This window comes from Amycolatopsis sp. WAC 04197 (assembly GCF_003947475.1).
GTDB lineage: Bacteria > Actinomycetota > Actinomycetes > Mycobacteriales > Pseudonocardiaceae > Amycolatopsis > Amycolatopsis japonica.
Map to the genome: position 1 here is coordinate 562,086 of NZ_QHJK01000001.1, position 24,335 is coordinate 586,420.

The 24,335-nt window shown below is 68.8% G+C and carries 26 protein-coding genes; 15 read left to right on the top strand and 11 right to left on the bottom strand.

Annotated elements, in window-relative coordinates; translation table 11 throughout:
- Window positions 1–71: 71 nt before the first annotated feature.
- The 11 genes from DMC64_RS02765 to DMC64_RS02805 all read left to right on the top strand — a co-directional run bounded on the left by DMC64_RS02765 (window position 72) and on the right by DMC64_RS02805 (window position 10,160).
- Entirely contained in the window at window positions 72–1,733 is a 1,662-nt protein-coding gene (locus DMC64_RS02765; RefSeq protein ID WP_255355312.1) for a thiamine pyrophosphate-binding protein, read from the top strand.
- A 260-nt stretch (window positions 1,734–1,993) separates the two neighbouring features.
- Entirely contained in the window at window positions 1,994–2,164 is a 171-nt protein-coding gene (locus DMC64_RS42920; protein WP_162836881.1) for a hypothetical protein, read from the top strand.
- Between the two features lie 248 nt (window positions 2,165–2,412).
- Window positions 2,413–2,616 carry a cold-shock protein gene (locus DMC64_RS02770; RefSeq protein WP_005163378.1) on the top strand — a complete coding sequence of 68 codons (204 nt, stop codon included), beginning with the start codon at window positions 2,413–2,415 and terminating at the stop codon, window positions 2,614–2,616.
- Window positions 2,617–2,757: 141 nt separating this feature from the next.
- The gene (locus tag DMC64_RS02775) at window positions 2,758–3,468 is read left to right on the top strand and encodes a hypothetical protein (protein ID WP_125731866.1); all 711 of its coding nucleotides are present in this window, start codon (window positions 2,758–2,760) and stop codon (window positions 3,466–3,468) included.
- A gap of 78 nt (window positions 3,469–3,546) precedes the next feature.
- Window positions 3,547–4,416 carry an ATP-NAD kinase gene (locus DMC64_RS02780; RefSeq protein WP_052120249.1) on the top strand — a complete coding sequence of 290 codons (870 nt, stop codon included), beginning with the start codon at window positions 3,547–3,549 and terminating at the stop codon, window positions 4,414–4,416.
- A gap of 76 nt (window positions 4,417–4,492) precedes the next feature.
- The gene (locus DMC64_RS02785; RefSeq protein WP_199754860.1) at window positions 4,493–5,743 is read left to right on the top strand and encodes a GAF domain-containing protein; all 1,251 of its coding nucleotides are present in this window, start codon (window positions 4,493–4,495) and stop codon (window positions 5,741–5,743) included.
- Window positions 5,744–5,809: 66 nt separating this feature from the next.
- Window positions 5,810–5,932: a hypothetical protein gene (locus tag DMC64_RS43470; protein ID WP_255432399.1), complete on the top strand. Its 123-nt coding sequence runs from the start codon at window positions 5,810–5,812 to the stop codon at window positions 5,930–5,932.
- A gap of 8 nt (window positions 5,933–5,940) precedes the next feature.
- Window positions 5,941–7,068, top strand: coding sequence for a sensor histidine kinase (locus DMC64_RS02790; protein WP_125731870.1), 1,128 nt, complete (start codon window positions 5,941–5,943; stop codon window positions 7,066–7,068).
- Entirely contained in the window at window positions 7,065–7,703 is a 639-nt protein-coding gene (locus DMC64_RS02795) for a response regulator transcription factor (protein WP_125731872.1), read from the top strand. The genes DMC64_RS02790 and DMC64_RS02795 overlap by 4 nt, the downstream gene beginning before the upstream one ends.
- Window positions 7,704–7,809: 106 nt before the next feature.
- Window positions 7,810–9,195 (top strand): hypothetical protein, encoded by a 1,386-nt coding sequence (locus DMC64_RS02800; RefSeq protein ID WP_125731874.1) that lies wholly within the window; start codon window positions 7,810–7,812, stop codon window positions 9,193–9,195.
- Entirely contained in the window at window positions 9,195–10,160 is a 966-nt protein-coding gene (locus tag DMC64_RS02805; RefSeq protein WP_037333168.1) for a glutamate ABC transporter substrate-binding protein, read from the top strand. The genes DMC64_RS02800 and DMC64_RS02805 overlap by 1 nt, the downstream gene beginning before the upstream one ends.
- 43 nt (window positions 10,161–10,203) lie before the next feature.
- On the opposite strand, the gene DMC64_RS02810 is transcribed toward DMC64_RS02805, so the two are convergent.
- The 4 genes from DMC64_RS02810 to DMC64_RS02825 form a co-directional block, all read right to left on the bottom strand.
- The gene (locus DMC64_RS02810; RefSeq protein WP_233629542.1) at window positions 10,204–11,229 is read right to left on the bottom strand and encodes a hypothetical protein; all 1,026 of its coding nucleotides are present in this window, start codon (window positions 11,227–11,229) and stop codon (window positions 10,204–10,206) included.
- A gap of 462 nt (window positions 11,230–11,691) precedes the next feature.
- Entirely contained in the window at window positions 11,692–12,240 is a 549-nt protein-coding gene (locus DMC64_RS02815) for a DUF3558 family protein (RefSeq protein WP_125731878.1), read from the bottom strand.
- A gap of 9 nt (window positions 12,241–12,249) precedes the next feature.
- Window positions 12,250–12,666, bottom strand: a complete 417-nt coding sequence (locus DMC64_RS02820; RefSeq protein ID WP_125731880.1) for a hypothetical protein — start codon at window positions 12,664–12,666, stop codon at window positions 12,250–12,252.
- A gap of 94 nt (window positions 12,667–12,760) precedes the next feature.
- Window positions 12,761–13,513, bottom strand: a complete 753-nt coding sequence (locus tag DMC64_RS02825; protein WP_233629543.1) for an ESX secretion-associated protein EspG — start codon at window positions 13,511–13,513, stop codon at window positions 12,761–12,763.
- A gap of 135 nt (window positions 13,514–13,648) precedes the next feature.
- Between DMC64_RS02825 and DMC64_RS02830 the strand changes: the two genes are divergently transcribed.
- Window positions 13,649–16,324, top strand: a complete 2,676-nt coding sequence (locus tag DMC64_RS02830) for a tetratricopeptide repeat protein (RefSeq protein WP_037333158.1) — start codon at window positions 13,649–13,651, stop codon at window positions 16,322–16,324.
- Window positions 16,325–16,391: 67 nt separating this feature from the next.
- Here DMC64_RS02830 and DMC64_RS02835 read toward each other — a convergent pair whose 3' ends face one another.
- From DMC64_RS02835 to DMC64_RS02860, 6 genes are all read right to left on the bottom strand, one after another.
- Window positions 16,392–16,976, bottom strand: coding sequence for a PaaI family thioesterase (locus DMC64_RS02835; RefSeq protein ID WP_016330842.1), 585 nt, complete (start codon window positions 16,974–16,976; stop codon window positions 16,392–16,394).
- Window positions 16,977–16,985: 9 nt separating this feature from the next.
- The gene (locus DMC64_RS02840; RefSeq protein WP_037333156.1) at window positions 16,986–18,401 is read right to left on the bottom strand and encodes an MFS transporter; all 1,416 of its coding nucleotides are present in this window, start codon (window positions 18,399–18,401) and stop codon (window positions 16,986–16,988) included.
- Window positions 18,402–18,615: 214 nt separating this feature from the next.
- A complete protein-coding gene (locus DMC64_RS02845; protein WP_233629544.1) occupies window positions 18,616–19,074 on the bottom strand; it encodes a hypothetical protein in 459 nt (152 codons plus the stop codon).
- A 4-nt stretch (window positions 19,075–19,078) separates the two neighbouring features.
- Window positions 19,079–19,636, bottom strand: a complete 558-nt coding sequence (locus tag DMC64_RS02850; protein WP_125731884.1) for a SigE family RNA polymerase sigma factor — start codon at window positions 19,634–19,636, stop codon at window positions 19,079–19,081.
- The gene (locus DMC64_RS02855; protein WP_037333150.1) at window positions 19,637–19,981 is read right to left on the bottom strand and encodes a hypothetical protein; all 345 of its coding nucleotides are present in this window, start codon (window positions 19,979–19,981) and stop codon (window positions 19,637–19,639) included.
- Window positions 19,982–20,106: 125 nt separating this feature from the next.
- On the bottom strand, window positions 20,107–21,345 hold the full coding sequence (locus tag DMC64_RS02860) for an Ig-like domain-containing protein (protein ID WP_037333148.1): 1,239 nt from the start codon (window positions 21,343–21,345) through the stop codon (window positions 20,107–20,109).
- Window positions 21,346–21,766: 421 nt separating this feature from the next.
- Here DMC64_RS02860 and DMC64_RS02865 point away from each other — a divergent pair, with 421 nt between their 5' ends.
- Window positions 21,767–21,970, top strand: a complete 204-nt coding sequence (locus DMC64_RS02865) for a cold-shock protein (protein ID WP_003097368.1) — start codon at window positions 21,767–21,769, stop codon at window positions 21,968–21,970.
- Window positions 21,971–22,088: 118 nt separating this feature from the next.
- Here the strand turns inward: DMC64_RS02865 and DMC64_RS02870 are convergent, their stop codons facing one another.
- Window positions 22,089–22,508: a hypothetical protein gene (locus DMC64_RS02870; protein ID WP_016330848.1), complete on the bottom strand. Its 420-nt coding sequence runs from the start codon at window positions 22,506–22,508 to the stop codon at window positions 22,089–22,091.
- 547 nt (window positions 22,509–23,055) lie between these two features.
- On the opposite strand from DMC64_RS02870, the gene DMC64_RS02875 reads away from it, so the two are divergent.
- Complete coding sequence (locus tag DMC64_RS02875) at window positions 23,056–23,313, top strand: hypothetical protein (protein ID WP_020633070.1); 258 nt, start codon at window positions 23,056–23,058, stop codon at window positions 23,311–23,313.
- 126 nt (window positions 23,314–23,439) lie between these two features.
- Window positions 23,440–24,219, top strand: coding sequence for a hypothetical protein (locus DMC64_RS02880; protein ID WP_125731886.1), 780 nt, complete (start codon window positions 23,440–23,442; stop codon window positions 24,217–24,219).
- Window positions 24,220–24,335 lie beyond the last annotated feature (116 nt).

The window sequence follows — 24,335 nt, forward strand, 5'->3', positions numbered from 1 at the left end:
CGCCGCTCCGGGGTTGCCGGAATCGGAAGATCGCTTGACGGCACCGATCACCGCCCGCCTAAGCTCTTCTCATTAGATACCAACCGGGAGCGTCCGTCGCCCAGACGGCCGTGCGGATCCTGACCGAGGCGCAGATCCACCGCGTGTACGCGGTGGTGGGTGAGTCCTTCCTGGATCTGCTCGACGCGCTGCAACGCGAGCGCTCGATCACCTTCGTCTCGGCGAGGCACGACTCCGGCGCCGCCTTCATGGCGGAGGCCGAAGGCAAGCTCACCGAGCATCCGGCGGTCCTGCTCGCCGGCCGCGGCCCGAACGCGGCGAACCTCGCGATCGGCGTCTCCACGGCGTACCAGGACGAGAGCCCGATGGTCGTCCTCCTGGAGAACCCGCCGCAGGATCCCGGCCCGACGAGCGAGCTGCCCACCGCGGATCTGACCGCGATGTTCGAGCCGATCTCGAAGTGGACCGGCCGCGCGGAATCGCCGGACGAGGTCCCCGGTCTGCTGGTCGAGGCGCTGACCCGCTGCCGCGAGGGGCGGCCGGGCCCTACCGTCGTCGCCGTCCCCGCCGATTTCTGGGGTGTCCCGTTCGATTCGGCGAAACCGGTCGCCTCCGTGCGGCCGCCCGCCACCGGCGCGCTCGGCCGGACCGCCGAGGCGGTCGCGCAGCTGGTCGACGAGGCCCGCTACCCGGTGGTGATCGTCGGCGGCCGGGCCCGCGCGGCGCGCGACGAGCTGATCGCCGTCGCCGACGAGCTCGCGCTGCCGGTGTACAACGCGTTCCGCCGTCAGGACGCCTTCCCCGAGAACCACGCGCGCTACGCCGGCCATCTCGGCATCGGCATCCCCGCGCGGCAACTCGACGCGCTGGAGCGCGCGGATCTCGTGCTCGCGCTGGGCACGCAGCTCGACGAGGTCACCACCCAGTCCTTCCGCTACCCGACGCCGTCGCAGACGCTGGTGCTGGTCGGCACGGGGATCGAGCCGGCCCGTCGCGGCGGGCTGACCTTCCGGGTCGACTCGGAGGTCGAGCCGTTCCTGCGTGAACTGCGCAATGTCGCCTCGCCTCGGCAGCGGCGCGCGTCGGCCGCGAACGCCGCGGTGCACACCTTCATGACGCCGCCCGACACCAGCGGCGCCACCCGGGTCCATCCCGCCGACGTCATCCGCGCGGTGCGCAAACTCGCGCCCGAAGACGCGATCGTGACCAGCGACGCGGGCAACTTCGCCCAGTTCATGCACCGCTACTGGTGTTTCACCGCGCCACGCAGCCAGCTCGGGCCGAGCAACGCGGCCATGGGCTACGCGGTCCCCGCGGCGGTCGCGGCGAAACTCGCCGAACCACGCCGCACGGTGATCGCGATGGCGGGCGACGGCGGTGCGCTGATGACCGGGCAAGAGATCGAGACCGCCGTCCGCTACCGGGTGCCGGTGACCGTCCTGGTGTTCCAGAACGGACTGCACGGCCCGCTCGCCGTGCACCAGGCGCGCAAACACGGGCGGCTGTCGGGCGTCACCGTCCCCGTCACCGACTTCGCGTCGTGGGCGCGCGGGCTCGGCGCCGCCGGGTACACCGTGGACGATCGGGAAGAGCTGGAGCCGATCATCGCCAGCGCGCTGGTGCGGCAACGGCCTTGTGTGATCGACATCCGCACGGATCCGGACGTGGTGACGCCGGACATCCGGCTGACGAGCCTGCTGGGCGCGTCGAGGCAGCAACAGGGCGGCCAGTAGGGGCCGCCACGCCGATTACCGGGCGGTACTTTTTCTCAGGGGATACACAGAAACCCTTGTGGTGCCGCCTTCACCTGCCCCAAAGGGTGGGAACGAGATGACGACTCGGCCGACTTTCGGTCGCGGACGCCGGATTTTGTCGGTCGGCCGTGGCACAATCGCGGCAACACCGAGAGTCCGATATGGACCGGGGCAATGGCCGGTGGGGTTGTTGGCACGCAGTACGTACCTAGAGCGTTGTGTTGACACTGGGAGAAAACATGGCTGACGAAGCGAAGCCACAGGACAAGTCCGTTTCCGGCGTGGTGCCGGTGCTGTTCAGCGCGGACGCGGAGACGCACGACATCGCCGTCGTGGCCACGAACCGGGAGGCGTTGCGCCGCTCGCCGTTCGGCAACGAGGCGCCGCTGCGCGCGGCCAGCGGGGAATAGCCCGGCCGGTCACCCCTCCTGCCGGAGGGGTACAGTGCGGCTGCGCACACCCGGGTGATGGCGCTTGTCGGCCTGCGTGAGGTGTGCTTTACTGCACCAGGTCTCGATTTTTGTGTTCGTGTTGGTTCACGCTCGCAGAACTCAGCGGGCGTAGTGTCTCCTCGTGTTTCCGGGGAAGCAAACCGTCTGGTCATGACCCGGGCTGCCGACGTGGCTTCCTGTTTGTTTGTGTTGCATATGGAGATTTTATGACTCAGGGCACTGTGAAGTGGTTCAACTCCGAGAAGGGGTTCGGCTTCATCACTCCCGACAACGGCGGCGGCGACGTCTTCGTGCACTACAGCGAGATCAAGGGCAACGGCTTCCGTACCCTCGAGGAGAACGCCCGCGTGGAGTTCGAGATCGGGCAGGGCGCGAAGGGTCCGCAGGCCACCTCGGTCACCGTGATCTGATCCAGGTTTTCCAAGCAGGGCCGTCATCCCCTCGGGGAGGCGGCCCTGCTGCTTTTCCGGGACCGAACCTGACGAAAGTCGAGGCCTCCGCCTGACTTTCGGGCGCTGTCCCGTGTCGCCCGTCCCGGCGACGATGCCGTCATGAACGGTGAAACCGGCCGATGGATCGGCGGAGTGGCCCTGATTCTCGCTCCACTCGCCTGGTTCGCGGGCCTGCTGCTGCGGCATCTGGTGCTCAAGGACTTCACGCCGGAGCAAGTCGCGTGGTTCGACGATCAGCCTTTCGCCGCACCCGGTCAGCTGGCCGCGTATGCCGCGAACCCCGGTTTGGTGACGGCCGCGTATTCGGTCTTCCTGCTCGGCGCGGTACTCCTGCTGCCGGCCTTCCTGATGCTGGCGAAGATCGTCGCGGAGAAGGCGCCGGCGTTGGCGGGCTGGGGATTCCTGCTCCTCGCGTTCGGTCTGGTCGCACGGGTCTACTTCGCGGGCGTCGACCTGACGGCCTTCGAGCTCGTCGACAAGCTCGGTCTGGACCAGGCGACGAAGCTCGTGATGGACGACTACGTCGACCTGTCCTACGGGTTGTGGCGGATCCCGGTCACCGCGTCGTTCGGCCAATACGCCGGAGGGCTGCTGCTGGCCATCGGGGCGTTCCGGGCAGGTACCTTCGGCACCGCGCGGGCGCTGCTGTTCCTCTGGCCGTGCACCCTCTGGATGGGGGTGCTCAAGGAAAGCGAGTTCCTGAGCGTCGTCACCGCGGTGGCCCTCGGCCTGGCGCTGGTGCCGCTCGGCGTCCGTGTCCTGACGGGCGGGCGGCCCGTTGACCGAAAGCCTCGTGCCCTTTCCTGGTGATGCAACCTCGTGCAACTCTTCCCTTCGTGGCCCGGACGTCGTTTCCTTGTAGGGACTTGGCGCGGCAGCGGAGGACATGTGGGCGAAGCGGTTGCGGGGATCGTGGCGAACCCCGCTTCGGAGCGTGACATCCAGAGCCTGCGTTCGGCACTGAGGGTGGCCGGCGTCGGCCGCGTGATGGTGTGGACCGACGCGGGCAAGATCATCGGCACCGTCCGCCGGATGGTGGACGCGGGTGCGAGCGTGCTCATCTGCCTCGGCAACGAGACCATGATGCGGGCCGCGGCGGCCGCCTGTGGCGACGTCCCGCTGCTGATGCTGCCGGCCGGGGGCGCCGACGAGTCCACCGTCGCCGGGCTCGCCGCGGGGCTGGTGGCCACCCACCAGGTGGACACGGACCTGGTCACGAACCGCGCCACCGTGCTCGAAGTCGTCACGAAGGCCCGGCGTGAGATCGCGCTGATCGACGTCAGCGTGTGCTCGGAGAGCCGGTGGGATCCCGCGTCGCTGACCGAGCTGTACTGCACGTTCGCGGTTCCGGACGGGGTCGGGCTGTCGAGTATCCCCGGACGGCTGTGTCCCAGCCCGAAGTCCACTGTGGACGGTGTCGCGGTCTCACTCGGACCGGTCGACGAGACGCCGTACGTCGTGCAGGCGCCGATCGCGCCCGGCGAGGTGCGGGCGGTGGGCGTACGCGGCTGGAGCGTGCTGGAAGCCGGGGTCCGCGTCGATCTCGCCGCGGGCGGCGGCTCCATCGCGCTGGACGGCCAGCCGCATTTCGTGCTCAAGCCTGGAGAGAGCGCTTTCGTGGAGTTGAAGCCCGACGGGCCGTGGTGCGTCGACGTCCGCGCCGTGATGGCCGAGGCCACCCGGACCGGCCTGCTGCTCGGCCGCAAACCGACGGCGGCCCTTCCCACGCCCCGCCTGGCGGACGCACCCTTCCTCTAGCCCAGGTCACAGAGACCTTCCGCTCCCCGGTGCGCCCGGGCACACTGGCCTGAACAGAGCAGAAGGAGTAGGCCAGGTGCAGCTCGAGGCGGCGCTGCCGGTCGGTGCGGATCCGCGGCGGCACGCGCGTGCCCTCGCCGAAGTGCGCGAGGCCGCGCTCGCCGGGACCACGCTCCCGGGCAGGCCACGTGCGGTGATCGGCGCGTCCTGGCAGCGTATGCGGCGGCTGGGCCTGGACCCGGACCGCGGCTCGCCGACCCCTCCGCTCGCCCCGGAACAGCTGGAAGCCCGGCGTCGGGGCAGCGGCCTAGCGACCGTCCTCCCCGCCCTTCGCGGCGGTCTGATCGGCCTCGCCGAGCAGGCCGCGCACATCATGGTCGTCGTCGACGCCGACGGCCGGGTGCTCTGGCGCGACGGCAGCGCCGCGGTCCGCCGCCGAGCCGACGGGCTCGGTTTCGTCGAAGGGGCGGACTGGCACGAACCCGCCACGGGCACCAACGCCATCGGGACGGCGCTGGTCGCCCGGCATCCGGTGCAGGTCTACTCGGCCGAGCACTACGTCAGCAACCAGCACGACTGGACCTGCGCGGCCGCGCCACTGCACGATCCGAGGAACGGCAGGCTGCTCGGCGCCGTCGACCTCTCGGGCCCGGCCTCCACCGTGCATCCGTCCACCCTCGCCCTGGTCGACGCGGTCGCGAAGCTCGCCGAAGCACATCTGCGCACCACGCATCTCTCGGATCTCGAACGGTTGCGCGGGCTGGCCACGCCCCTGCTCGCGAAGGTGAAGGGGCGGGCGGTCATCACCGACCCGCACGGCTGGATCGCGGCCTCGGCGGGGCTCGTCCCGGTCGGCCGCATCGCGCTGCCGAACGACGCCGCCCCCGGCCGCACCTGGCTGCCGACGTACGGCAACTGCCTGCTGGAGCCGCTGCCCGGAGGCTGGCTCGTCCGGCTCACCGAGGAGGAGGACGCGTCGCCGACCCGGGTCGTGCTCGATCTGAGGTCGTCGCGGGAAAGCACGCTGCGTGTCTCGGGCGCGGCAGGCACCTGGTCGCATCGGCTGAGCCCGCGGCACGCGGAGATGCTGTACGTCCTCGCGCGCCATCGTGCGGGGAGGTCGGCCTCGGAACTGTCGCTCGACCTCTTCGGCGACGCCGGGCGCACCGTCACCGTCCGCGCGGAGATGTCCAGGATGAGGCGGCATTTCGGCGGGTTCCTGCTGGCCAGGCCGTACCGGTTCGACGACGACGTCGAGGTCGTCATCGAACGGCCCGCCGACGGTGACGTCCTGCCGCATTCCGTCGCGCCCGCCGTCCGGTCTTGAGGTCCATCCCCGCCTCCACCCGCCGGTGGTCCCGCTCCACCCCTGGGCGTGCCTAACGTCCGTGACATGGGAAAAATGAACGTGAAAGGCCTGTTGGGGCTGGTGGTCGTGGGTGTCGTCGTGCTGCTCGGGTTCCTGGCCTACCGGCTGATCCTGGTCGAGATGATCACGCGACTGAGCGATCACTGAGGGGGGAAATGGGGAAGCGGGGGAAGCCGCTGCTGCCGGACACGATCGCGCCGAGCTGGCTGGTCGTCCAGGCGCTCGGCACGGCCGCGGTCGTGGTCGTGCTGCTGACCGCGAGCGAGTCCAGTCCGTGGATCTGGACGGCGTACGGCGTCAGCGGGGCCTGCTGGCTGGGTTTCGTGGCGGCCTCCCCGCGTTTCCCCCGGGTGGCGACCGTGCTGCTCGCGGTGGCGAGTGTCGCGCCGTCGATCGCGCTCGGCTGGGCGGAGGACTCCTCCGCCATCGTGCTGGCGGTGGTCACGGTCAGCCGGTTCGCCACCCTGACCGAGCCGTCGGTGGCCGCCATCCTGGGGGTGGTGGGGCTCGACGCGAGCCTCGCGGCGGTCACCGGCCTGGTCGCGGGCGCGACCGAACCGCTGGTGTTCGGCAACGTCGGTGTGCTGCTCGTGCTGATGCTGCTGGGCTTGAACCGGCGGCAGTACGAGGTGCAGGCGGTGCAGGCGGCCGCGTTGCTGGAGCAGACCAAACTGGCGCAATCCGAACACGCGCGGGCGGCGGCGCTCGACGAGCGCACCCGCATCGCCAGGGAGATCCACGACGTACTCGCGCATTCGCTGGGAGCACTGGGAGTCCACCTGGAGGTCGCCGAGGCGCTCCTCGCCGAGAAGTCCGATGTGGACGGTGCGCTCGGCAGGGTCCGGTCGTCGAGGAAACTCGCCGCGGACGGGCTCGCCGAGGCACGGGACGCGGTCGCCGCCCTGCGCAACGACGTCCCGTCGCCTGCCGAAGCCTTGCGGCAGCTGGCCGCCGCGCACCACGACGGGGCGACCTTCGAGGTGCTGGGGGCGCAGCGGCCGCTGTCGTCCGCCGCGGTGGTGTCGCTGGTCGGCGTCGCACGGGAGGCGTTGACCAACGCGGCCAAGCACGCTTCCGGGCGGCCGGTGTCGCTCCGGCTCCACTTCGCCGAAGGGGAGGTCCGCCTGCGAGTGTGGAACGAACTCGGCGAAACCGTCCGAACGGAGGACACCGGCGGCTTCGGTCTCACCGGGATGAGGGAGCGGCTCGCGCTCGCCGGTGGCACGCTGACCGCGGGCCCGGCTGACGGGCGCTGGACGGTGGAGGCGGTGGTGCGGGCGTGATCCGGGTGGTCGTGGTCGATGACCAGCAGGTCATGCGCGAAGGGCTCGTCGCGCTGCTCGGGCTGATCGACGGGATCGAGGTCGCCGGCGCCGCGGGCGACGGACGGCAGGCGCTGGACCTGCTCCACCACACCGCGGCCGACGTCGTGCTGATGGACCTGCGCATGCCCGTACTGGACGGGGTGGCCGCGACCAGACTGCTCAAACGCGATCACCCGGAGGTCGCGGTCGTCGTCCTCACGACGTACGCGGACGACGCTTCGATCGCCGACGCGTTGCGCGCCGGAGCCCGCGGCTACCTGACCAAGGACGCCGGACGCGCCGAGATCGGGGCGGCCGTCCGCTCGGCCGCCAACGGGCAGGCGATCTTCGCCGCGGAAGTCTCCGACAGACTTGTCGCCGCGCTCGACGCTCGATCGGTCACGCGGGCCAAGGTCGAGCTGCCCGACGGCCTCACCACACGCGAAGCCGAAGTGCTCGGCCTCATCGCGCGTGGGCTGTCCAATCCGGAAATCGCCGCCGAGCTGTTCATCGGTGAGGCGACCGTGAAAAGCCATATCAACCACGCCTTCGCCAAGATCGGTGTGCGCAATCGTGCGGAGGCCGTGCGGTACGGCCTGGAAAAAGGCCTCTGAACCGGCCGGGAGATCACGTGCCGATGACACACGCCGGTGTCACTGGCTGCGCTGATCCCGACTCGGATACCTTCTTTGCGGATGGAGCCAATGGGGAGGATCGGCGATGACGAGCACTGTGACCCGGCCGGGGAGCCCCGCGCCACCCCCCGCGCCGGAAGGCCGCGGCGGGATCGCCGGGCTGCTCGAGCTGCCGGGGAACGGGATCCGCGCGATCATCCGCTCCGCGGCGACCACGCCGGGCAGGCTGTCGGTGATCGCGATCGGGCTCGTCCTGCTGTCGCTGGTCGCGGGGCTGTTCGGCACGCTGGCGGCGCAGGACAAGAAGGACACGATCAACGGCCTGATCGACCACCGCGAACCGCTGGCCGCCGCCGCGCAACAGGTCTATCGCGCGCTTTCGGACGCCGACGCGACGGCCGCCAGTTCGTTCCTCTCCATCGGCACCGAGCCGCTCCCGATGCGCCAGCGGTACGACCGCGACATCGCGGAGGCCGGCGCGGCGCTGGCGAAGGCGGCGTCGGACTCGTCCGGCGCGGGCAAGGCGGCCGAGCAGATCAACATCCTCGGCCGCGAAATCCCCGTCTACACGGGACTGATCGAGACCGCACGCGTCTACAACCGGCAGGGTTATCCCGTCGGTGCCTCGTATCTGCGCGAGGCGTCGGAACTGATGCGGGCGAAAATCCTTCCCGCCGCACAGGATCTCTACCGGACCGACACCGACCGGCTCGCCGCCGAACAGGACGACGCCACCGGATTCCCTTGGCTGGCAACGGCTTTGCTGCTCGCCCTGCTCGCCGCGCTGATCGTCACCCAGGTGCACCTGACGCGGAAGACCAACCGGTTGCTGAACGTCGGGCTCGTCGTCGCGACCGCGTCGGTGGTCCTCGCCCTGCTGTGGGGCGCGGTCGCGCTGATCGTGCAGAGCACCCTCGTCGGCAGCGGTGAGGAGGACGGCTCGCACCAGGTGGACGTGCTCGTCCGGGCCAGGATCGCGGCGCTGCAGGCGCGAGCCGACGAAACGCTGACCCTCGTCGCCCGCGGCGACGGCGCGGCGTACGAAAAGAACTTCGGTGATCTCGCCGCGCAACTCGGCGGGACGGACGGCCAAGGCGGTCTGCTGGGCGAGGCCCGCGGACTCGCGGCGGGCGGCGCGGCCGCGGAGAAGGTGGACGCGGCCATCCAGGCGGCGTCGGAATGGTTCAAGGCGCACGGCGAGGTGCGGCGGCAGGACAACGACGGCTTCTATCAGGACGCCGTCGCCACGGCCACCCGCGACGACAAGAAGGGCGGCGCGGCCGGGGCGTTCCTGCGGCTCGACGAGAACCTGGTGGCCGCGATCAACGTGGGACGGCAGGAATTCCTCGACGACACCCGCGGCGCCGATCGCGCGCTGACCCTGCTCGCGCCGGGGATCGCGGTGCTGGCGGTGCTGGCGGCGGCGGGGTCGGCCTTGGGAATCCGTGAACGGCTGAGGGAGTACCGGTGATGCGGAACGGTCTGCGAACGGCCGTGCTCGGCGCGGTTTTGGTGCTGGCGACGGCTTGTGGCAGCGCGGGGGCGCCGGTCGACCCGGCACCCGTCGGCGACGTCGCGCCGCCGCAGCCCGCGAACGTCGGCGGGGCCGACAACACCGGCGGTGGCGGAACGACCGACACGAGCTGCAACCCCTTGGCCAGCCTGCGGCCGACCAACGGCACGTCGATCACCAGCGGCTCGACGATGGCGAAGATCAAGGAAAAGGGCAAACTCGTCGCGGGCGTCGACCAGACGACGTTCCTGTTCGGCTTCCGCAATCCGACGTCGGGTCAGCTCGAAGGGTTCGACATCGACATGGTCAACGAGATCGCGAAGGCGATCTTCGGCAACGCCGAAGGCCGTGTGCAGTTCCGGGCGATCCCGTCGAAACTGCGGGAAGAAGTGCTCGAGAAGAAGCAGGTCGACATCGTGGTGCGGACCTACAGCATCACCTGCAGCCGGCTGCAGAAGGTCAACTTCTCGACCGCTTATTACCAAGCGGGACAACGGATCCTGGTCGAATCCGGCTCGAAGGTCGGGCAGCTTTCGGACCTCGCCGGGCGGCGGGTGTGCGCGACCAAGACGTCGACCTCGCTGACGAAGATCGCGGCGGATCCGTCGAAGCCGGTGCCGGTGTCGGTGGACAACTGGTCGGACTGCCTGGTGATGCTGCAGCAGAAGCAGGTCGAGGCGGTGTCGACGGACGACGTCATCCTCGCCGGGATGCTCGCGCAGGACCCGACGCTGAAGATCGTGGGGGACCGGTTCACCGAGGAGAACTACGGCATCGGTATCCCGAAGGAGAACGAGGACATGGTGCGGTACGTGAACGCCGTGCTGGAGAACGTCCGCGGCGGCGCGTGGCAGGCGAGCTACGCGAAATGGATCGGGAACAAACTCGAGGGCGGGACGCCGCCATCGCCGGTGTACAAATGAGAACGGGCCGTTCGGGATTCGCTCCCGAACGGCCCGCTTCGTCTTACGGGGCCTTGTCGCCGATCACCGGCGGCACCGGTTTCATCTCGCCGTCGTAGCCGCCGAACAAGACGTCGGCGTCTTCCTCCTGCAGGTAGTTCGGGGCCTTCTTTTCCTTGTCCTCTTCCTTCTGCCCCTTGCCACCGGGCGCGCCCGCCCCCATCGGTCCGTGCCCGGCGTTCTTGCCCGCCGCGGCCGCGCCACCCCGGGTGACGCGCTCCTCCGGCAGCTTGCCCGACCCGGACCCGCCACCCTTGCCCGCGAGCTTCTCGGCCTCACCGGCCGAAACCTTGCCGCCCGCGAGCCGCTCGGCGACGTTGCCCGACCCGCCGTTGCGCCCGAACCCGCCGCCGCTGGTCAACCGGTTCGCCGCACTGCCACCCGGCCCGCTCGTCGTCCGGCCGGGTTTGCCGCGATACTGCTCGCTACCCAGCCGCCCGAGCCCGGTGGGACCAGGCCCGTTCATCGCCGCCAACCCCGGCCCCGGCCCCGGCCGGAACGACCCCGGCGGCCCGCTGACCGGCTGACCCGGCCCCGGCCCGCCGGTGTGCCCGCCGCCCGTGGTGATCCCGGGCCCCGGCGCCGGCCCGCTCGGACCACCCGGCACTCCCGGCCCTGGACCATTGGTGGGCCCAGGCCCCGGCCCGCCGCTGAAGCCCCTGGGTTCGGTACCCCCGGAAAACCCGGACGCCGTCGTCGACTCGCCCATCTCCGGCGGCGGGGCGAAGGTGGGCTGCTTGGAATTGACGTCGAAGAGCGACTGGTCGTAGTTGTGCATCACCTGCGCGGCCTGCTGATGCGCCTGGAACGACTGCTCCTGCTTGGCCGAGATGTTGCCGACCGTGTCCACCGCGCCCGCGAGGTTGCCCGTCGCGAGCTGGTTGAGGGCGTTCTTGTACTCGGCGTTGCGGTCGAAGGGGATCTCTTCGGGCATCGAGTTCTTCGCGGACGTGGCCGCGGCGGCGGACTGGGAGAAGCGGTTGGACGCGAGGTACGCGCCGTCGCCCGACGTTTTAGCCCAGCTGCTCAAGCTTTTGAAGAAGCCATGAGCTGAGTCGGCTGCCGTCCCCTGCCAATGAGCGCCTTCTTTGTTAGAGGCCCTCATGAGAGCGTCGCTGAATGTATGAAGCGCGTCTCCCTGGGTGTTCCAGAGTTCGCCCTGCCTGTCGACGTCAACCGGATCCAGGTTGTCGGTGACCATGTTCTTGAGTTCGCCATGTGGTCTCGCCTCATAGCGCTGGTCAGAAGCACTTAGGCATGATCGGAATTCCTGCCCCTGTGCTAGCTTCTCGCCTTGTTGTGCAGAGTATTCGCCTGCACGCATCTCGGCTGTCGCCTGAGCGGTGGCGGAATTTCCGCCAGGGCCTTCGATCGTCCTGTCATATTCTTCCGAATAGCGCTTCCCCTCATAGGTGCGGTGAACCTTGCCGGTCAAACTCACGTCGGTTCCGGAGTGCGTCCGGTCGAGGTCTCCAGCCATTGTCCCTCCGCTTCAGCTGCCTTGAGGTAGTTTCGGGGCGAGTAGTTCGGCAACTTCCCTGGAAGAGGCACACGCCTCTTCGTTCGAGCCCTTGACGAGAGTGGTCCCCACGGTCATGCGAGCTTTGGGGCCGACCGCGACACCGACCATGCAGGTGTAGGTGCCACCTGATCCCGGTATCTCCACGGCATCCCTGCCGGCGACCTGTGTGGCAGCCTTGGTGCCGCGACCCGGAGTGAGCTCATTGATCCCGGCTTCATCGACCAGGTAGGTGCTGATGACGCCATATTCGCTTTTCTGTGCCTGACATCCGTTGTCGCTCTCGTAGTTCTCTTCGGTGGGCTTCGAAAAGCCTTTCGATGTGGTCACGGGTTCGAGCAGTTCGCAGGCCTTCAATGCTCCGAATATCTTCTCAGGGGTCGCTGTCTGTGGCGAGGATGCGGCAGACGTGGGTGTTGGCACAGGACTCGGGGTACCTGCCTTTTCGGGTGAGCAACCCGAAGAAGTCAGTGCAATCGCTAGGATTGCGGGAATCGCCGCGCTACGGACGTTGGTCTTCATTGGCTTTTATCAGTCCCGATCAAGTTGCTTGAGATGGTCGGCGCCGTCCGAGTCCTGTTGCTTGTATTTCGTCATGGCGATTTCGATGGCTTCGCGCGCTCTGTTCGTAATCTCTTGCAAGGCGTCGAGCTGGGTCTTGGCCGAAAGGTCGTCACCCTCTGCCACGCGCACCGCGTGATCGCCGACCTGTTGGGAGTAGGGGCTCGTGCCGAGCTTGGGACTCTGGGCGAGATGTTCGAACCTCGTTTTCGTTCCCATCCAGCTGTCGATGTACTCGCGCAAGGCCGTCTTGTACGCCTCGCCCATTTCTGGACTGACGGCGAACCGTCCCTCTTTGGCTGCGGTCATCATTCGATCGGCCTGCGCCGAGAAGTCACCCAAGATGTCCGAGAAGTTGCCCGGCGGTCCGCCGGTGCCGTCCGTCATGGTCTCTCCCCTGTACCAAGTCCCGGTTACTCGTAGCGCTCGTCAGATCACGATATCAGCGGAAACGGCCCCGAAGGCCGCCTTCCGGCGAGGATCACGCGCTGCCGACGCGGGCGGCTTCGACCAGGTCGTGGACCCATCGCGCCAGGTGAGAGCCACTCGTCGGGGTGAACGTGCGGCGGACTTCGCCGTCGGGGAAGCGGTCGGTGGTGAGCATGAAGCGGCCCTGAAGGCTGTCGAACCACTGGACGCTCTTCTGCTGCGGTTTGCCCCGATCGTCGCGCAGGGTGACGCTGATCGTGCCCAGTCGCGCGAGCGGGTGTTCGAAGAAGCGGGCGGCCGCGCCCAGGCGGAGGTTGTTCGGGTCCTCGTCGAAAGGGTCGTCCGGTCGTTTGGCCGGGGGGAGAGTGCTGGACGTCGTCACTCGACCGGGGAACGGCTGCAGGGACGGCAGGTAGCCGAGCAGCGTCGCGACGACCTGTTCGGGGTAGACCGGCTCGAAGAGGATGTCGAAGCCGCGCTGCTGGCTCACGATGCCCAGGCGACTGTTCCACGCCCCCCGATAGAGGTATTCGGCGTCCTGCTCGACCTCGTGCGCCTCCATGGTGAGGACGAAATCCCCGGTGGCCCAGAGCCGGAGGGACTGTTCGTAGTCGCGCAGGAGTTCGCGGCCGCGGGCGAAGCCTCGGTCGGCCAGGCCCGCCCAGATCTCTTCGCAGTGCCGCTCGCGTTCGGTGATGGTGGTTCCGACGGTCGGGATCTCGAAGGGCAGCACGAATCTGCCGAGCCCGAGTTCTTCGAGTACGACGTCGAGCTGGGCCATCGACATCGAAAATGACGCAGGCACCGGTCCCTCCCCCTCATCACCTGCTGAATCGGTTCTCTCCCGCACCGTAGCGGGTTCGACCCGGCGCGGGCACGACCCGGCCGCTCACCTCTAGACTTGGGCCGACGTGGTCGCGGGGGATTTCGGGAGGTACCAGTGTCGGAAGAGCCGCGCCGTCCTCGGCACGCAGCGCCGGACGACGCCACGCCGGAGCGTGAGGCGGAGTCCGCGTCCTGGACGCCGCCGGCGCCGGTCCGCTGGGAAACGCCCGAACCGTCCATTTCCGGCAGGCTCGATCTCGCCGAGCCGTCGCGGCCCAAACCGGAGCCCCAGCCGGAGACGGACGCCGAGCGCACGATCTACCACGCGCCCGTCCAGCGTCCGCAGACTCCGCCGCGCGGCCAGCAGCGGCCGATCCCCGGCGCCGAGGACCCGACGCGTCCGCCGGGCGACATGGCCCCGGTGAGCCCGCAGACCCAGGTCGTCCGCCCCGCGTGGCAGGCACCCGCCGACGCGCCGCAGCCGACCAGCGTGCTCGCCTCGCCGGCACCGGAGACGCAGAGCATCATGCCGCCGACGCCGCGCGTCGACAGCGGACCCGGACCGTTGCCGGATCCGGGCACGGAAAGCGTCCTTCCCGAACGCTCCAGCGAAAGCCGGGGAACCGGCACCGGCACCGGATCGGGCAGTCGCGGCACCGGCACCGGGACCGGAACGGGTTCGTTCCCCGGCACCGCGCGCCGGACGTCGTCCCGCACGTCGCGCCGCGGCCGTCTCGGCGCCGGGCTCGTCGACGTCCCGCAGGTGCCGTATCGCGACCCGGCGTCCGCCGTCCTCGAGAACCCGATGGTGTCCGAGGAGAAACGCTTCTGCGGCAGCTGCAGTGCCAAGGTCGGCCGCGGCAAGGACGGCGAACCCGGCTCGCCCGAGGGCAAATGCGAGAAGTGCGGGAACCCGTTCTCCTTCGTCCCGAAGCTGCGGCCGAACGAGATCGTCGGCGGCCAGTACGAGGTGCTCGGCGCGCTCGCGTACGGCGGCCTCGGCTGGATCTACCTCGCACAGGACCACAACGTCAGCGACCGCTGGGTGGTCCTCAAGGGCCTGATCGACACCGGTGACGCCACCGCGATGGCCGCCGCCGCCAACGAGCAGCGGTTCCTCGCCGAGGTCGAGCACCCCAACATCGTCAAGATCCACAACTTCGTGCAGCACCCGGACGGCGACACCGGCAACTCGGTCGGCTACATCGTCATGGAGTACGTCGGCGGCCAGTCGCTGCGCCAGCTCGCGCTCGCGCACCACCGCGAGACGAAACGCCCCGAGCCGCTGCCGATCGGCCAGGTGATCGCCTACGGCCTCGAGATCCTGCCCGCCATGGGCTACCTGCACAGCCAGAACCTGCTGTACTGCGACCTCAAACCCGACAACGTCATCCAGACGCACGAACAGCTCAAGCTGATCGACCTCGGTGCGGTCCGCCGCATCGACGACTACGAGAGCCCGCTGTTCTTCACCACCGGCTACAGCGCGCCGGAACTGGCGACGCACGGCGCTTCGGTGGCATCGGACCTGTACACGGTCGGCCGCACGCTCGCCGTGCTCAGCTTCGAATTCTCCGGTTACACCAGCAAGTACAAGACGACCCTGCCCGGCCCGGACGTCGTGCCGCTGTTCGCGCTCTTCGGTTCGTATTACCGCTTCCTCAAGCGCGCGACGCACACCGACCCGGACCGCCGGTTCATCGCGGCCGAGGAGATGGCCGACCAGCTGACCGGCGTGCTCCGCGAGATCATGGCGCTGGGCACCGGGAAACAGCGTCCTGGCGCGTCGACCGTCTTCGGGCCGGAGACCCGCACGTTCGGCGTCGACATGGTCGTTCCGGAACACGGCGGGAGCGTGCCGCTGCCCGATCCGGGCGAGGTGGTCGCGGGGCTGCCGATCCCGCAGGTCGACACGGACGACCCGGCGGCCGGTGTGCTGGCGTCGACGGTCGCGCTCGATCCCGCGGGTGCGATCGAGTCGCTGGCCGGGGCACCGCGCGAGTCGATCGAGGTCCGGTTGCGCATCGTCCGCGCCCGGATCGAGCTCGGTGAGCTGGTCGAGGCGCAGCGGCAGCTGCAGGCCGCCCAGTACCTCGCGATCAAGGCGGGTTTCCCGCACGACTGGCGGATCGACTGGTACCGCGGCCTGATCGAGCTCGCGGGCGGACGGTCTCGCGTCGCGCAAGTCGCGTTCGAAGCGGTGTACGACGACCTGCCCGGCGAGATCGCGCCGAAGCTCGCCTTGGCCGTCAGCGCGGAAGGGGTCGGGGACTACTTCGGCGCCGCGCGCTACTACGAGCTGGTGTGGCGAACGGACCGCTCGTACGTCAGCGCCGCCTTCGGGCTGGCTCGCGTGTATCTCGCGCAAGGCGCCAGGGCCAGCGCGATCGAGGTGCTGGAAGCCGTCCCCGCGTCGTCGTCGCATCACGTCGCCGCGCAGGTGGCCGCGATCAAGATCAAGACCAGGATCAACGGCGGCGGCAAGGATCCGGTGATGGTGTCCGAGCGCGACCTCGTCGACGCCTCGACGCGTTTGGAACGCCTGCAGCTCGACGCCGAACGCCGCACGCGTTTGTCGGCGGAGGTCCTCGAAGCGGCGTACGGCTGGCTCAATTCGCAGAACCAGCCGACGCCGGGAGCGAAGGTCCTGGGCTGTGCCTTGGAGGAACGAGACCTTCGGTTCGGGCTCGAACGCTGCTATCGGACGTTGGCGCGGTTGGCCGGCTCGGTCGACAAACGGGTCGAACTCGTCGACAAGGCGAACGCGATCCGGCCGCGAACCCTCACCTAGCCCCGCATTTCGTCCTCTGAACGCGGTAGTTCGGTGTACGAACCACCGCATTCAGAGGACGAAATGCTCAGGGGTTGATGTCCCACTCGCGGGCGCGCTGGGCCTTTTCGTGCGCGGCGGCGAGCTTCTGCAGCGCCTCGGGATCTCCGTGGGTGCTGAAGTGCTCGAACTCGACCCGCACGAACAACGCCCGCGCGCGCACCGCGACAGGGCCGTCTTCGGCGTCCAGCCGACCGTCGGCGCTCACGTAGATCTTCCGGCCGGCGATGCCGTCCAGTTTCGTGGCGATGTACAGGGTCGAGCCGACCGGAACCGGCCGGAGGAAGTCCGTCTCCAGTTTCCCGGTGACGGCGGGGCGACGCAGCAGGTTGCCGACGGTCGCGCCGAGCGCCTCGTCGAAGGCGCAAGCCAGCAGTCCGCCATGGGCGAGGCCGGGCGCACCCTGGTGGGCGGAGGTGACGGTGAACTTGGAGTACACCGTCGTCCCTTCGCCCACCGTCGAGTGCAGGTGGAGCCCGGCCTCGATCTCGTCGCCGCACCCGAAACACTCACCGAAGTGGATGCCGAGGTGGCTGCCCTGCTTGGGGGCTTCCGGGTGGACGGTCGCCGGTTCGACTTCGACCGGCGGCCACGGCTGCGAGATACGGCTCATGGAAAGACGTTAACTCGCCGGTAGCTCCGAAGCGCCGCCGGGAGTGGCCGTTTCCGGTTTCCGGCGCCGCGCGATCCGCGAATTCACGATGCCGCGCAGCGACACCCCGGCCGTTTCGGGCAGCAGCAGGATCGGGATGGCCGCGATCGCCGCCGCGCCCATCAGGTAGTACGCGGGCCACAGGTTGTCGCCGGTCGAGGTCACCAGGCTGCCGATGATGTACGACGCCGTGCCACCGAAGGCCGCGGTCGAAACGCTGTACCCGATGGAGAAACCGCCGTAGCGCTCCTGCGTCGGGAACATCGCCGGCAGCGTCGCGGCCAGCACGGCCAGGATCAGCACCAGCGGCACCGCGATCATCAGCACACCGAGCGTGAGCTGCCAGCCGTTCTGGTCGTCCGCGGCCGCGCCCATCAGTGAAAACGCCGGGATCGGGAGCACCAGGAAGCTCGCACAACTCGCGATCAGGATGGGTTTTCGCCCGATGCGGTCGGACAGCATGCCGATCGGCACGATCAGGATCAGCATCAGCGCGATGGTCGCCAGGATGATCAGCAACGGCGCATGCCCGCTGAAACCGACCACGTCCTTGAGGTAGGTCTCCAGGTACGTGATCACGATGTAGTCGGCGACGTTCAGCATCACCACGATGCCGATGAGGTGCAGGATCGACGTCCAGTGCTTCTTCAGCAGCGCCCTCAGCGGCGACTTCTCGACCTGGTCCTTCTTCTCGATCTCCTGGAACAGCGGAGTGTCCTCCAGCTTGTTCCGCAGGTACAGACCGACGATGCCGAGCGGGCCCGCGATCAGGAACGGCAGGCGCCAGCCCCATTCGCGCATGGCCTCGTCGCCGAGCACTACGGTGAAGATCGTGACGAAGCCGGCGCCCATCGCGAAGCCGACGAGCGTGCCGAATTCCAGCCAGCTGCCCCAGAAACCCCGGCGCCGCGCGGGCGCGTACTCCGCGATGAACGTCGCCGCACCGCCGTACTCACCACCCGCCGAGAAGCCTTGGATGGTGCGCAACAGGATCAGCAGGACCGCCGCGGCCGGGCCGATCGTCGCGTAGGACGGCAACAGGCCGATGATGAACGTCGACCCGGACATCAGGATGATCGTCAGCGCGAGAACCTTCTGGCGCCCGATCTTGTCTCCCAGCGGACCGAACACGAAGCTGCCGAACGGCCGGACGATGAACGTGATCGCCAAGACCGCGAAGGTCGCCAGCGCGCCTTCGGAAGTGCTCGACGCGTTGAAGAAGACCTGTCCCAGAATGGCCGGCATGAAGCCGAAGACACCGAAGTCGTACCACTCGATGCAGTTACCCATCGCCGCTCCGGCGACGGCCTTTCTGATCTGCTCAGGTGGGGCTTCCGCCGGTTCCCCTTTTTCCTGATGTGACGCGCTCAGCGCCTCTTCGGCCATGGGTTTGACCTCCCGACCCACCCGTTTACTTACCCATCGTCGAGGGTTTGTTCCCTCGACCGTAGGGGTTCAAACGTGCGGGTTCAGCGTTTTGCAGCGGTCGTGCGAGCGCTGTTCCGCCAATACGGTGACGAACCACCAGGTGAAGCCGATGTCGGAGAATTTCCGATTACTTTGGGTCACACCTCGGGAATCGGACGTTCCGGACGCGAGATCAACGGGTCGTGGCCGTCGTCGGAGGCTCGCTCGGCTGCTTCGTCGGGGTGGGCGCGCGATGGGGACCGGTCGTCGTCGTACGGCCGGGCGGGAGCGTTTTCGGCGTCGAACGCGGCTGGTCGGTCATCGGCGCGGAAGAGGGGGGAACCGGCGTCCCGGGAGTGACCTCCGCCCGCGGGGGCGACTGGGCCGGGGCGGGGGAGACCGGTGCCGGGGCGATCGTCGACAGGCCCGGCCCGGCGGGTTGGACCGGCGCGGGCCCCTCACCACCGCGACCGCCGACGGCGATCGCGCCGAACACGATCACCGCGATCGTCGCCAGCGAACTGCCCGCCACGGCCAGCCGCTTGCGTCGTCGCCGGATCCGGCCACCCCGCTCGATGATGTCCGCCGCCCGGATGCCCAGCGGGGGACCGCTCGCGCCGTGCGAAAGCACGCCTCTGATGTCCTCGTCCATCTCCTCACCTCCCATCGTCGTGCGCTCCGCTCAAGGCCAGTTCACTGAAATGCGGACCGAGCCGTTTACGCAGGGTCGCCAGCCCCCGCGCGCCCTGGCTCTTCACGTTCCCGGTGCTGCAGCCCAGCGCCGTGGCCGTCTCTTCGACGCTGAGATCCTCGAAATAGCGCAGGACAAGGACGGCCCGCTGCTTCGGGGCGATGCCGGACAGGGCATGCCTGACCAGCATCTCCTGTTCCGTGCCGTTGTTTTCGCCCGGGATGTCGGGAAGAGCGTCCGTGAGCTTCTCCCGTTTGCGCCAGACGCGCCGATGCTCGGAGAGGAACGTCCGCAGCACGATCTTGCGCGCGTAGCCGTCGAGCGCGTCGTGCCGGGAGAGCCTCGGCCAAGCCAGGTACAGCTTCAGCAGCGCGGCCTGGGTGATGTCCTCGGCCTGGTGCCAGTCGCCGCACAGGAGGTACGCGGTGGCACGCAGGCTGTGCGCGCGCTCGTCGAAGTACCGGGCGAACTCGCCGTCCCACGGCGAGCCCGTCCCGGTCTTCGACGAGCGGCTCGGCGTCACCTAGTTACCGGCTCCTTCGACGATGGCGGGGAGGTGCAGATCCCCGGTCGGCCCGGCGGGAACGGCCTTGGGCACGCGGTGCTCGCCCGGCGCGGCGACGGCGGGGGTCTGCGGGACGCTCCGCGGCGGGGCGGTGGTGGCGCGGGGCGGCTCCGCCGGCCGCGTGGTGGTGGGCTCCTTGGCCGGCGGCTGGGGCGCCTGAGTGGCCGTCGGCGACGGCGCGCTCTGATCGGCCGACGCCAGCGACGTGGTCGCGAAGGCGGCGCCGCCCGCCAGCAGCAGCGCGCCGAGAGTGAGAGCGATACGAGTACGCAAGAGTGTCTCCTCGATCCGGGCGCCGCTCATTGGCCGCGGCGCCTTACGTCGTTAGACATGCGTCCCGCCCCGAGCGGGGTTGCATCGACTTTTCGGAACACGAACGGCCGGAGACCACAGGGGGTCTCCGGCCGCCCGGTTTCATGGAAGTCCCGTCAGCGCAGGGCAGACAAGCCCTGCCACTCCTCCCAGGAGTAGGTCCAGTCGCTGTAGTCACGCGCGCGGTTGATCTTCTGGGTGCTGCCCTCGATCTCGACCGGGTCCCCGACCAGGGCGCCGTCCATGTACGCCTTGGCGTTCGCCGGCGCCAGGTTCACGCAGCCGTGCGAGATGTTCTTCTTGCCCTGCGCCCAGATCGAAGGCGCGTAGCCGTGGATGAACTCGCCGTTGGTCGAGAACCGCACCGCGGACGGCACGACGATGTTCTCGTAGTCGTAGCGCTCGTTGGTCATCGAGTACGTGTCGTGCTTGGACATCACCACGTGCGTGCCGCTCGGCGTGACGCGGCCCGGGTCGGCGTCGAGGCCGTAGCTGGCCGGGTAGTCCGCGATCTGCTGCCCGTCGCGGATCACCAGGAGCCGGTGGGTCTGGGTGTTGCCCTTGACGATCTGCGAGCGGCCGATCGTGAAGCTCGCCGAGCGGTCTTCCTTGCCGTACACGCCTTCGCCGATTTTGACGCCGTAGATCTTGGCGTTGAACTTCACCGTGGTGCCGGGCTGCCAGTAGGCCTTCGGCCGCCAGTGGACCGAGGTGTCGTCGTGGACCCAGGCCCAGGAGCCCTCGGTCTTCGGCGTGGTCTCGACCGACAGCGCCTTCTCGACCGAGGCCTTGTCGGTGACCTTGGTCGGGAACGTCAGCGTGATCGGCATGGCGATGCCGTACGTCTGCCCGTCGAAGACGTTGATGTTCGCGCCCACCTGCTTGCGCGGCTTGACCGTGGTGAAGGCCCCGCCGATCTCGACGGGTTTGCCGTCGGTGCCGGTGGCCTTGCCGGACCACGTGTAGGACTTGCCGTAGCCGAGCTGCTCGGTGGTCGACCAGCTCTTCTTGTCCTCGGACGGCTGCCCCGCGACCTGCTTGCCGTCGGGGTTGGTCAGCACGACCTGGTCGAGCGTGCCGTCGGCGACGCTGACCTTGATGGGCTGCCCCGGCGCGACGTCCTGCGCACCCGCGGCGGGCTCGTACGTCAGCTTGGCCGGCGCGGGCGCCTTGCCGCCGGTGTCGCTGCTGATCGGCCCGCCGCCGTCCGGCCCGCTGGCCGACACGGTCGGCTCGCTGCTGCACGCCCCCAGCGTGAGAACGGCCACCAACCCCAGTGCCGCGATCGCCGCCCGGCGGCGCGCGGTTTCCGTGAACCTCAAAGCTTCCCCTTTGCTCCCCTGTACACCGACCATGACGTCCGGACAGCCCCGTAAGTTGATCCCATCGAGAGTGATGCGAGTCACAATTGGGTGGATCGTAGTTCACGATCGGGGCATGGCCGACTTCGGTCCGTGTCCGGCGATGACCTGAGGTCGGCGTGCGGCGACAGGCTAGCGAGGGGGTCCGACAGAAGCGGGATCGGTATACGACGTTCCGGTGACCTTGGTACTTGGGGGTGCCCAGAGTCCGATCACGGGCTTCAAATATGGCCAGATCCCGGTACGCTGCCATCAGGCCGTCGTTTTGCGTGTTCGTGGCTTCACACTCGCGGAACTTCTGACGCGAGCCATGAGCCGGTGACGCGCTCTTCGCTCGACTCGTTGGAACCGCCCGGGGCGGTCTGGGTGTCGCTTCGGAGGCACTCGAAGCGGATGTGCAACGAGGAGTACAGCGGTGGCGCAAGGCACTGTGAAGTGGTTCAACGCGGAGAAGGGCTTCGGCTTCATCGCGCAGGATGGCGGCGAGGGCGACGTCTTCGTTCACTACTCGGAGATCGAGGGTCGCGGTTTCCGCACGCTCGAGGAGAACCAGCGAGTGGAGTTCGAGGTCGGTCAGGGCCAGAAGGGCCCGCAGGCCCAGAAGGTCCGCGCGATCTGAGTCCGCCCTTCAGGCGTTGCTCAGACTGATCGGAAAAGCCCCCGGCGATCTCGCCGGGGGCTTTTCCCTTTGCTGTTCAAGCTTCTTCTGCTGTGCTGTTCCGTTCCGGGGCGACGGGTCAGCGGGGGACGGGCTGCTCCCACGCGTTGGCGTCGAAGCGGAATTCGTCGGTGTGGGCTTCCTCGTGGCGGCGCTGCTGGGCCGAGTTGGCCTGCGACTCCCACGAAAGACGTTCGAGGATCCATTCCTGCGCCAGCGCCTGCGGCGACAGGTTGCGCTCGGCCGCGGCGTCCTTGAGCTGTTCGCAGGCGATGAGGTTCATCCGCAGCTGGAAGACCTGCGCTTCGCCGAAACGCTTGCCGGTGCCGGTGCTCTCCGGGTCGTTTTCCGGGGCGAGGGCACGAAGGTAGCTGGTGAGCTCCGTGTCTTCGACGACCGCTTCGGCCTCCTTGGTGGGGGAGTTGCGGTGACGACCGGGGTTGACCGGCTTCAGGTTCGTGCGGCTGCCGCTACGACGGCTGAGGGAAGGAAGGGGCACCGGGCCACGATAACGGTTCGGTCTCGGCAAACCAACCACAGTGAGCCACGACACACCCATTTTCTTGTCTCGAATGGCCCAGCACCCAAACGGGGGACGCCACCGATGATCACTAAACGCGACCTCGGAGAGGCGAAGGAACCACTCGCGCGAGCGTCGCTGGGGCACGCGGCCGCCACCGGTCCGGGGCCCGCCAACCGCCACCTGAAGGAACCTGGGGTCTGGGGGTGGCCCCCAGAAAACGGAGCGACCCCCGCGCCAGGGGGAGGAACGCGGGGGTCGGAGGGGATCTCCACAGGCGCTGACCGGGGGTGTGTCAGCAAATCGATTGTTGCACGGTTTCCTGAGAAGGGCGAGTGGGCGCGGGCAGAATTCCGGTCAGGCGGCCACCTCTGGTTCGCCTGTGGTTCATGTGGCGCGGAGGTGCGCGTGATCGCTCTGCGTTGTGCGGAGCGTGGCGACAGGTTCACTCTCCGGGGGGCTGTGTGTCGCGGCCGGCTCTGGCTAGCCTCGCGGCCAAGCTGTTCGTTGGCCGTCTGGAGGAACCATGGGTGGGTCTGTGGAAGTGCGACAGTTCCTCCTTCGGTACGAAGGTGCCGATGGGGGAAGCTCGACGACGTTGGCCGGTGGTCTGCCAGCACAGCGCACGGGTCAGGGGGATGCCCAGCGGGTGTCCGACGACCAGGTGCGGCGTGCCCGGCTGGCGGTGGCCAACGGGGCGCTGGGCGTCGATGACTGTGTCCAGTTGCTGGACATGCTGGGGTTGACGCTGGACGAGGACGGGCAGGCGCCCGTCCAGCGCTGAGTTCGTTCGTTCACGAGGCCCGGTCGCGCGGGGTGTGCCGCGCGACCGGGCCTTCGTTCGTCCTCGACGGCTTCCCGGCAGTTGTGTAACACTGTTACTAAACAACTGGCGGGAAGGTGTGGCGACATGGCCGACGAAGCGGCGATCGTGGTGGCACGGGAGATCCGGGGTCCGGTGCAGGTGCTGGGCGGGAAGTTCATGACCTCGCCGGAGCTCGCCGAGGTCGAGGCGGAGGTGGGGCTGTCTCCGCGGTCGCTGTACCTCCGAGGCCGGTCCGCGGTGCTGGGCGACCCGCCGCCGAAGGTGGTCTCGGAGCTGTTCGGCATCTTCCCGTCCTGGCTCTTCGAGTTCGCCCTTCCGTCCGCGACGGCGGCGCTCGACGCGGCCTCCGCGGTCCGTGCCTACTCGCGGTCATCGGCGAACTGGGGGCGCGTCAACCTTTCGGGTGTCGACGACCCTGGCCGTTCGGCGGAGCTGCTGTTCCGTCTCGTGGACGCGGCGGACGCGAGCGGTCTCGCGTTGTTCGCCGGCTGGCAACGCGCCGAACGTCCGGCGGACGACGTCGAGCGGCTGGCGTTCGCGCTCATGGTCTTCCGCGAGTTCCGTGGCGGCATCCACTTCGCGGCCCTTCGCGCGGTGGGCCTGACGGTGCCCGAGGCGGTCGTCGCGGATCCGGAAGGCGGCCGTGGCCGTCTCCTGCGCACCGCGTGGTCCGAGGAGGCCGCCGACGGGCTGATCGCCGCGGCGGAGGCGAAGGGCGAGCTGCGGCAGCGGTGGCGGCAGGCGGAAGACCTGACCGATCGGCGCGTGGCCGAACTTCTCGCCGTCACTCTGACGAGCGACGAGCAGGACGAGCTTCTGCGCCGTCTTGGAGCCCTTCGGGCCGCCTCGGCCCTGATATCCTGAACTCGCCGCGTTCTCGCAGGTCCCAGCCCTGTGAACAACTAGAGGACCCCCTGTGCGGGAGCCGAAACAGGGGTGTCCTATAGTTATGTTCGCTCCCGGGGACACCGGAGAGCGCG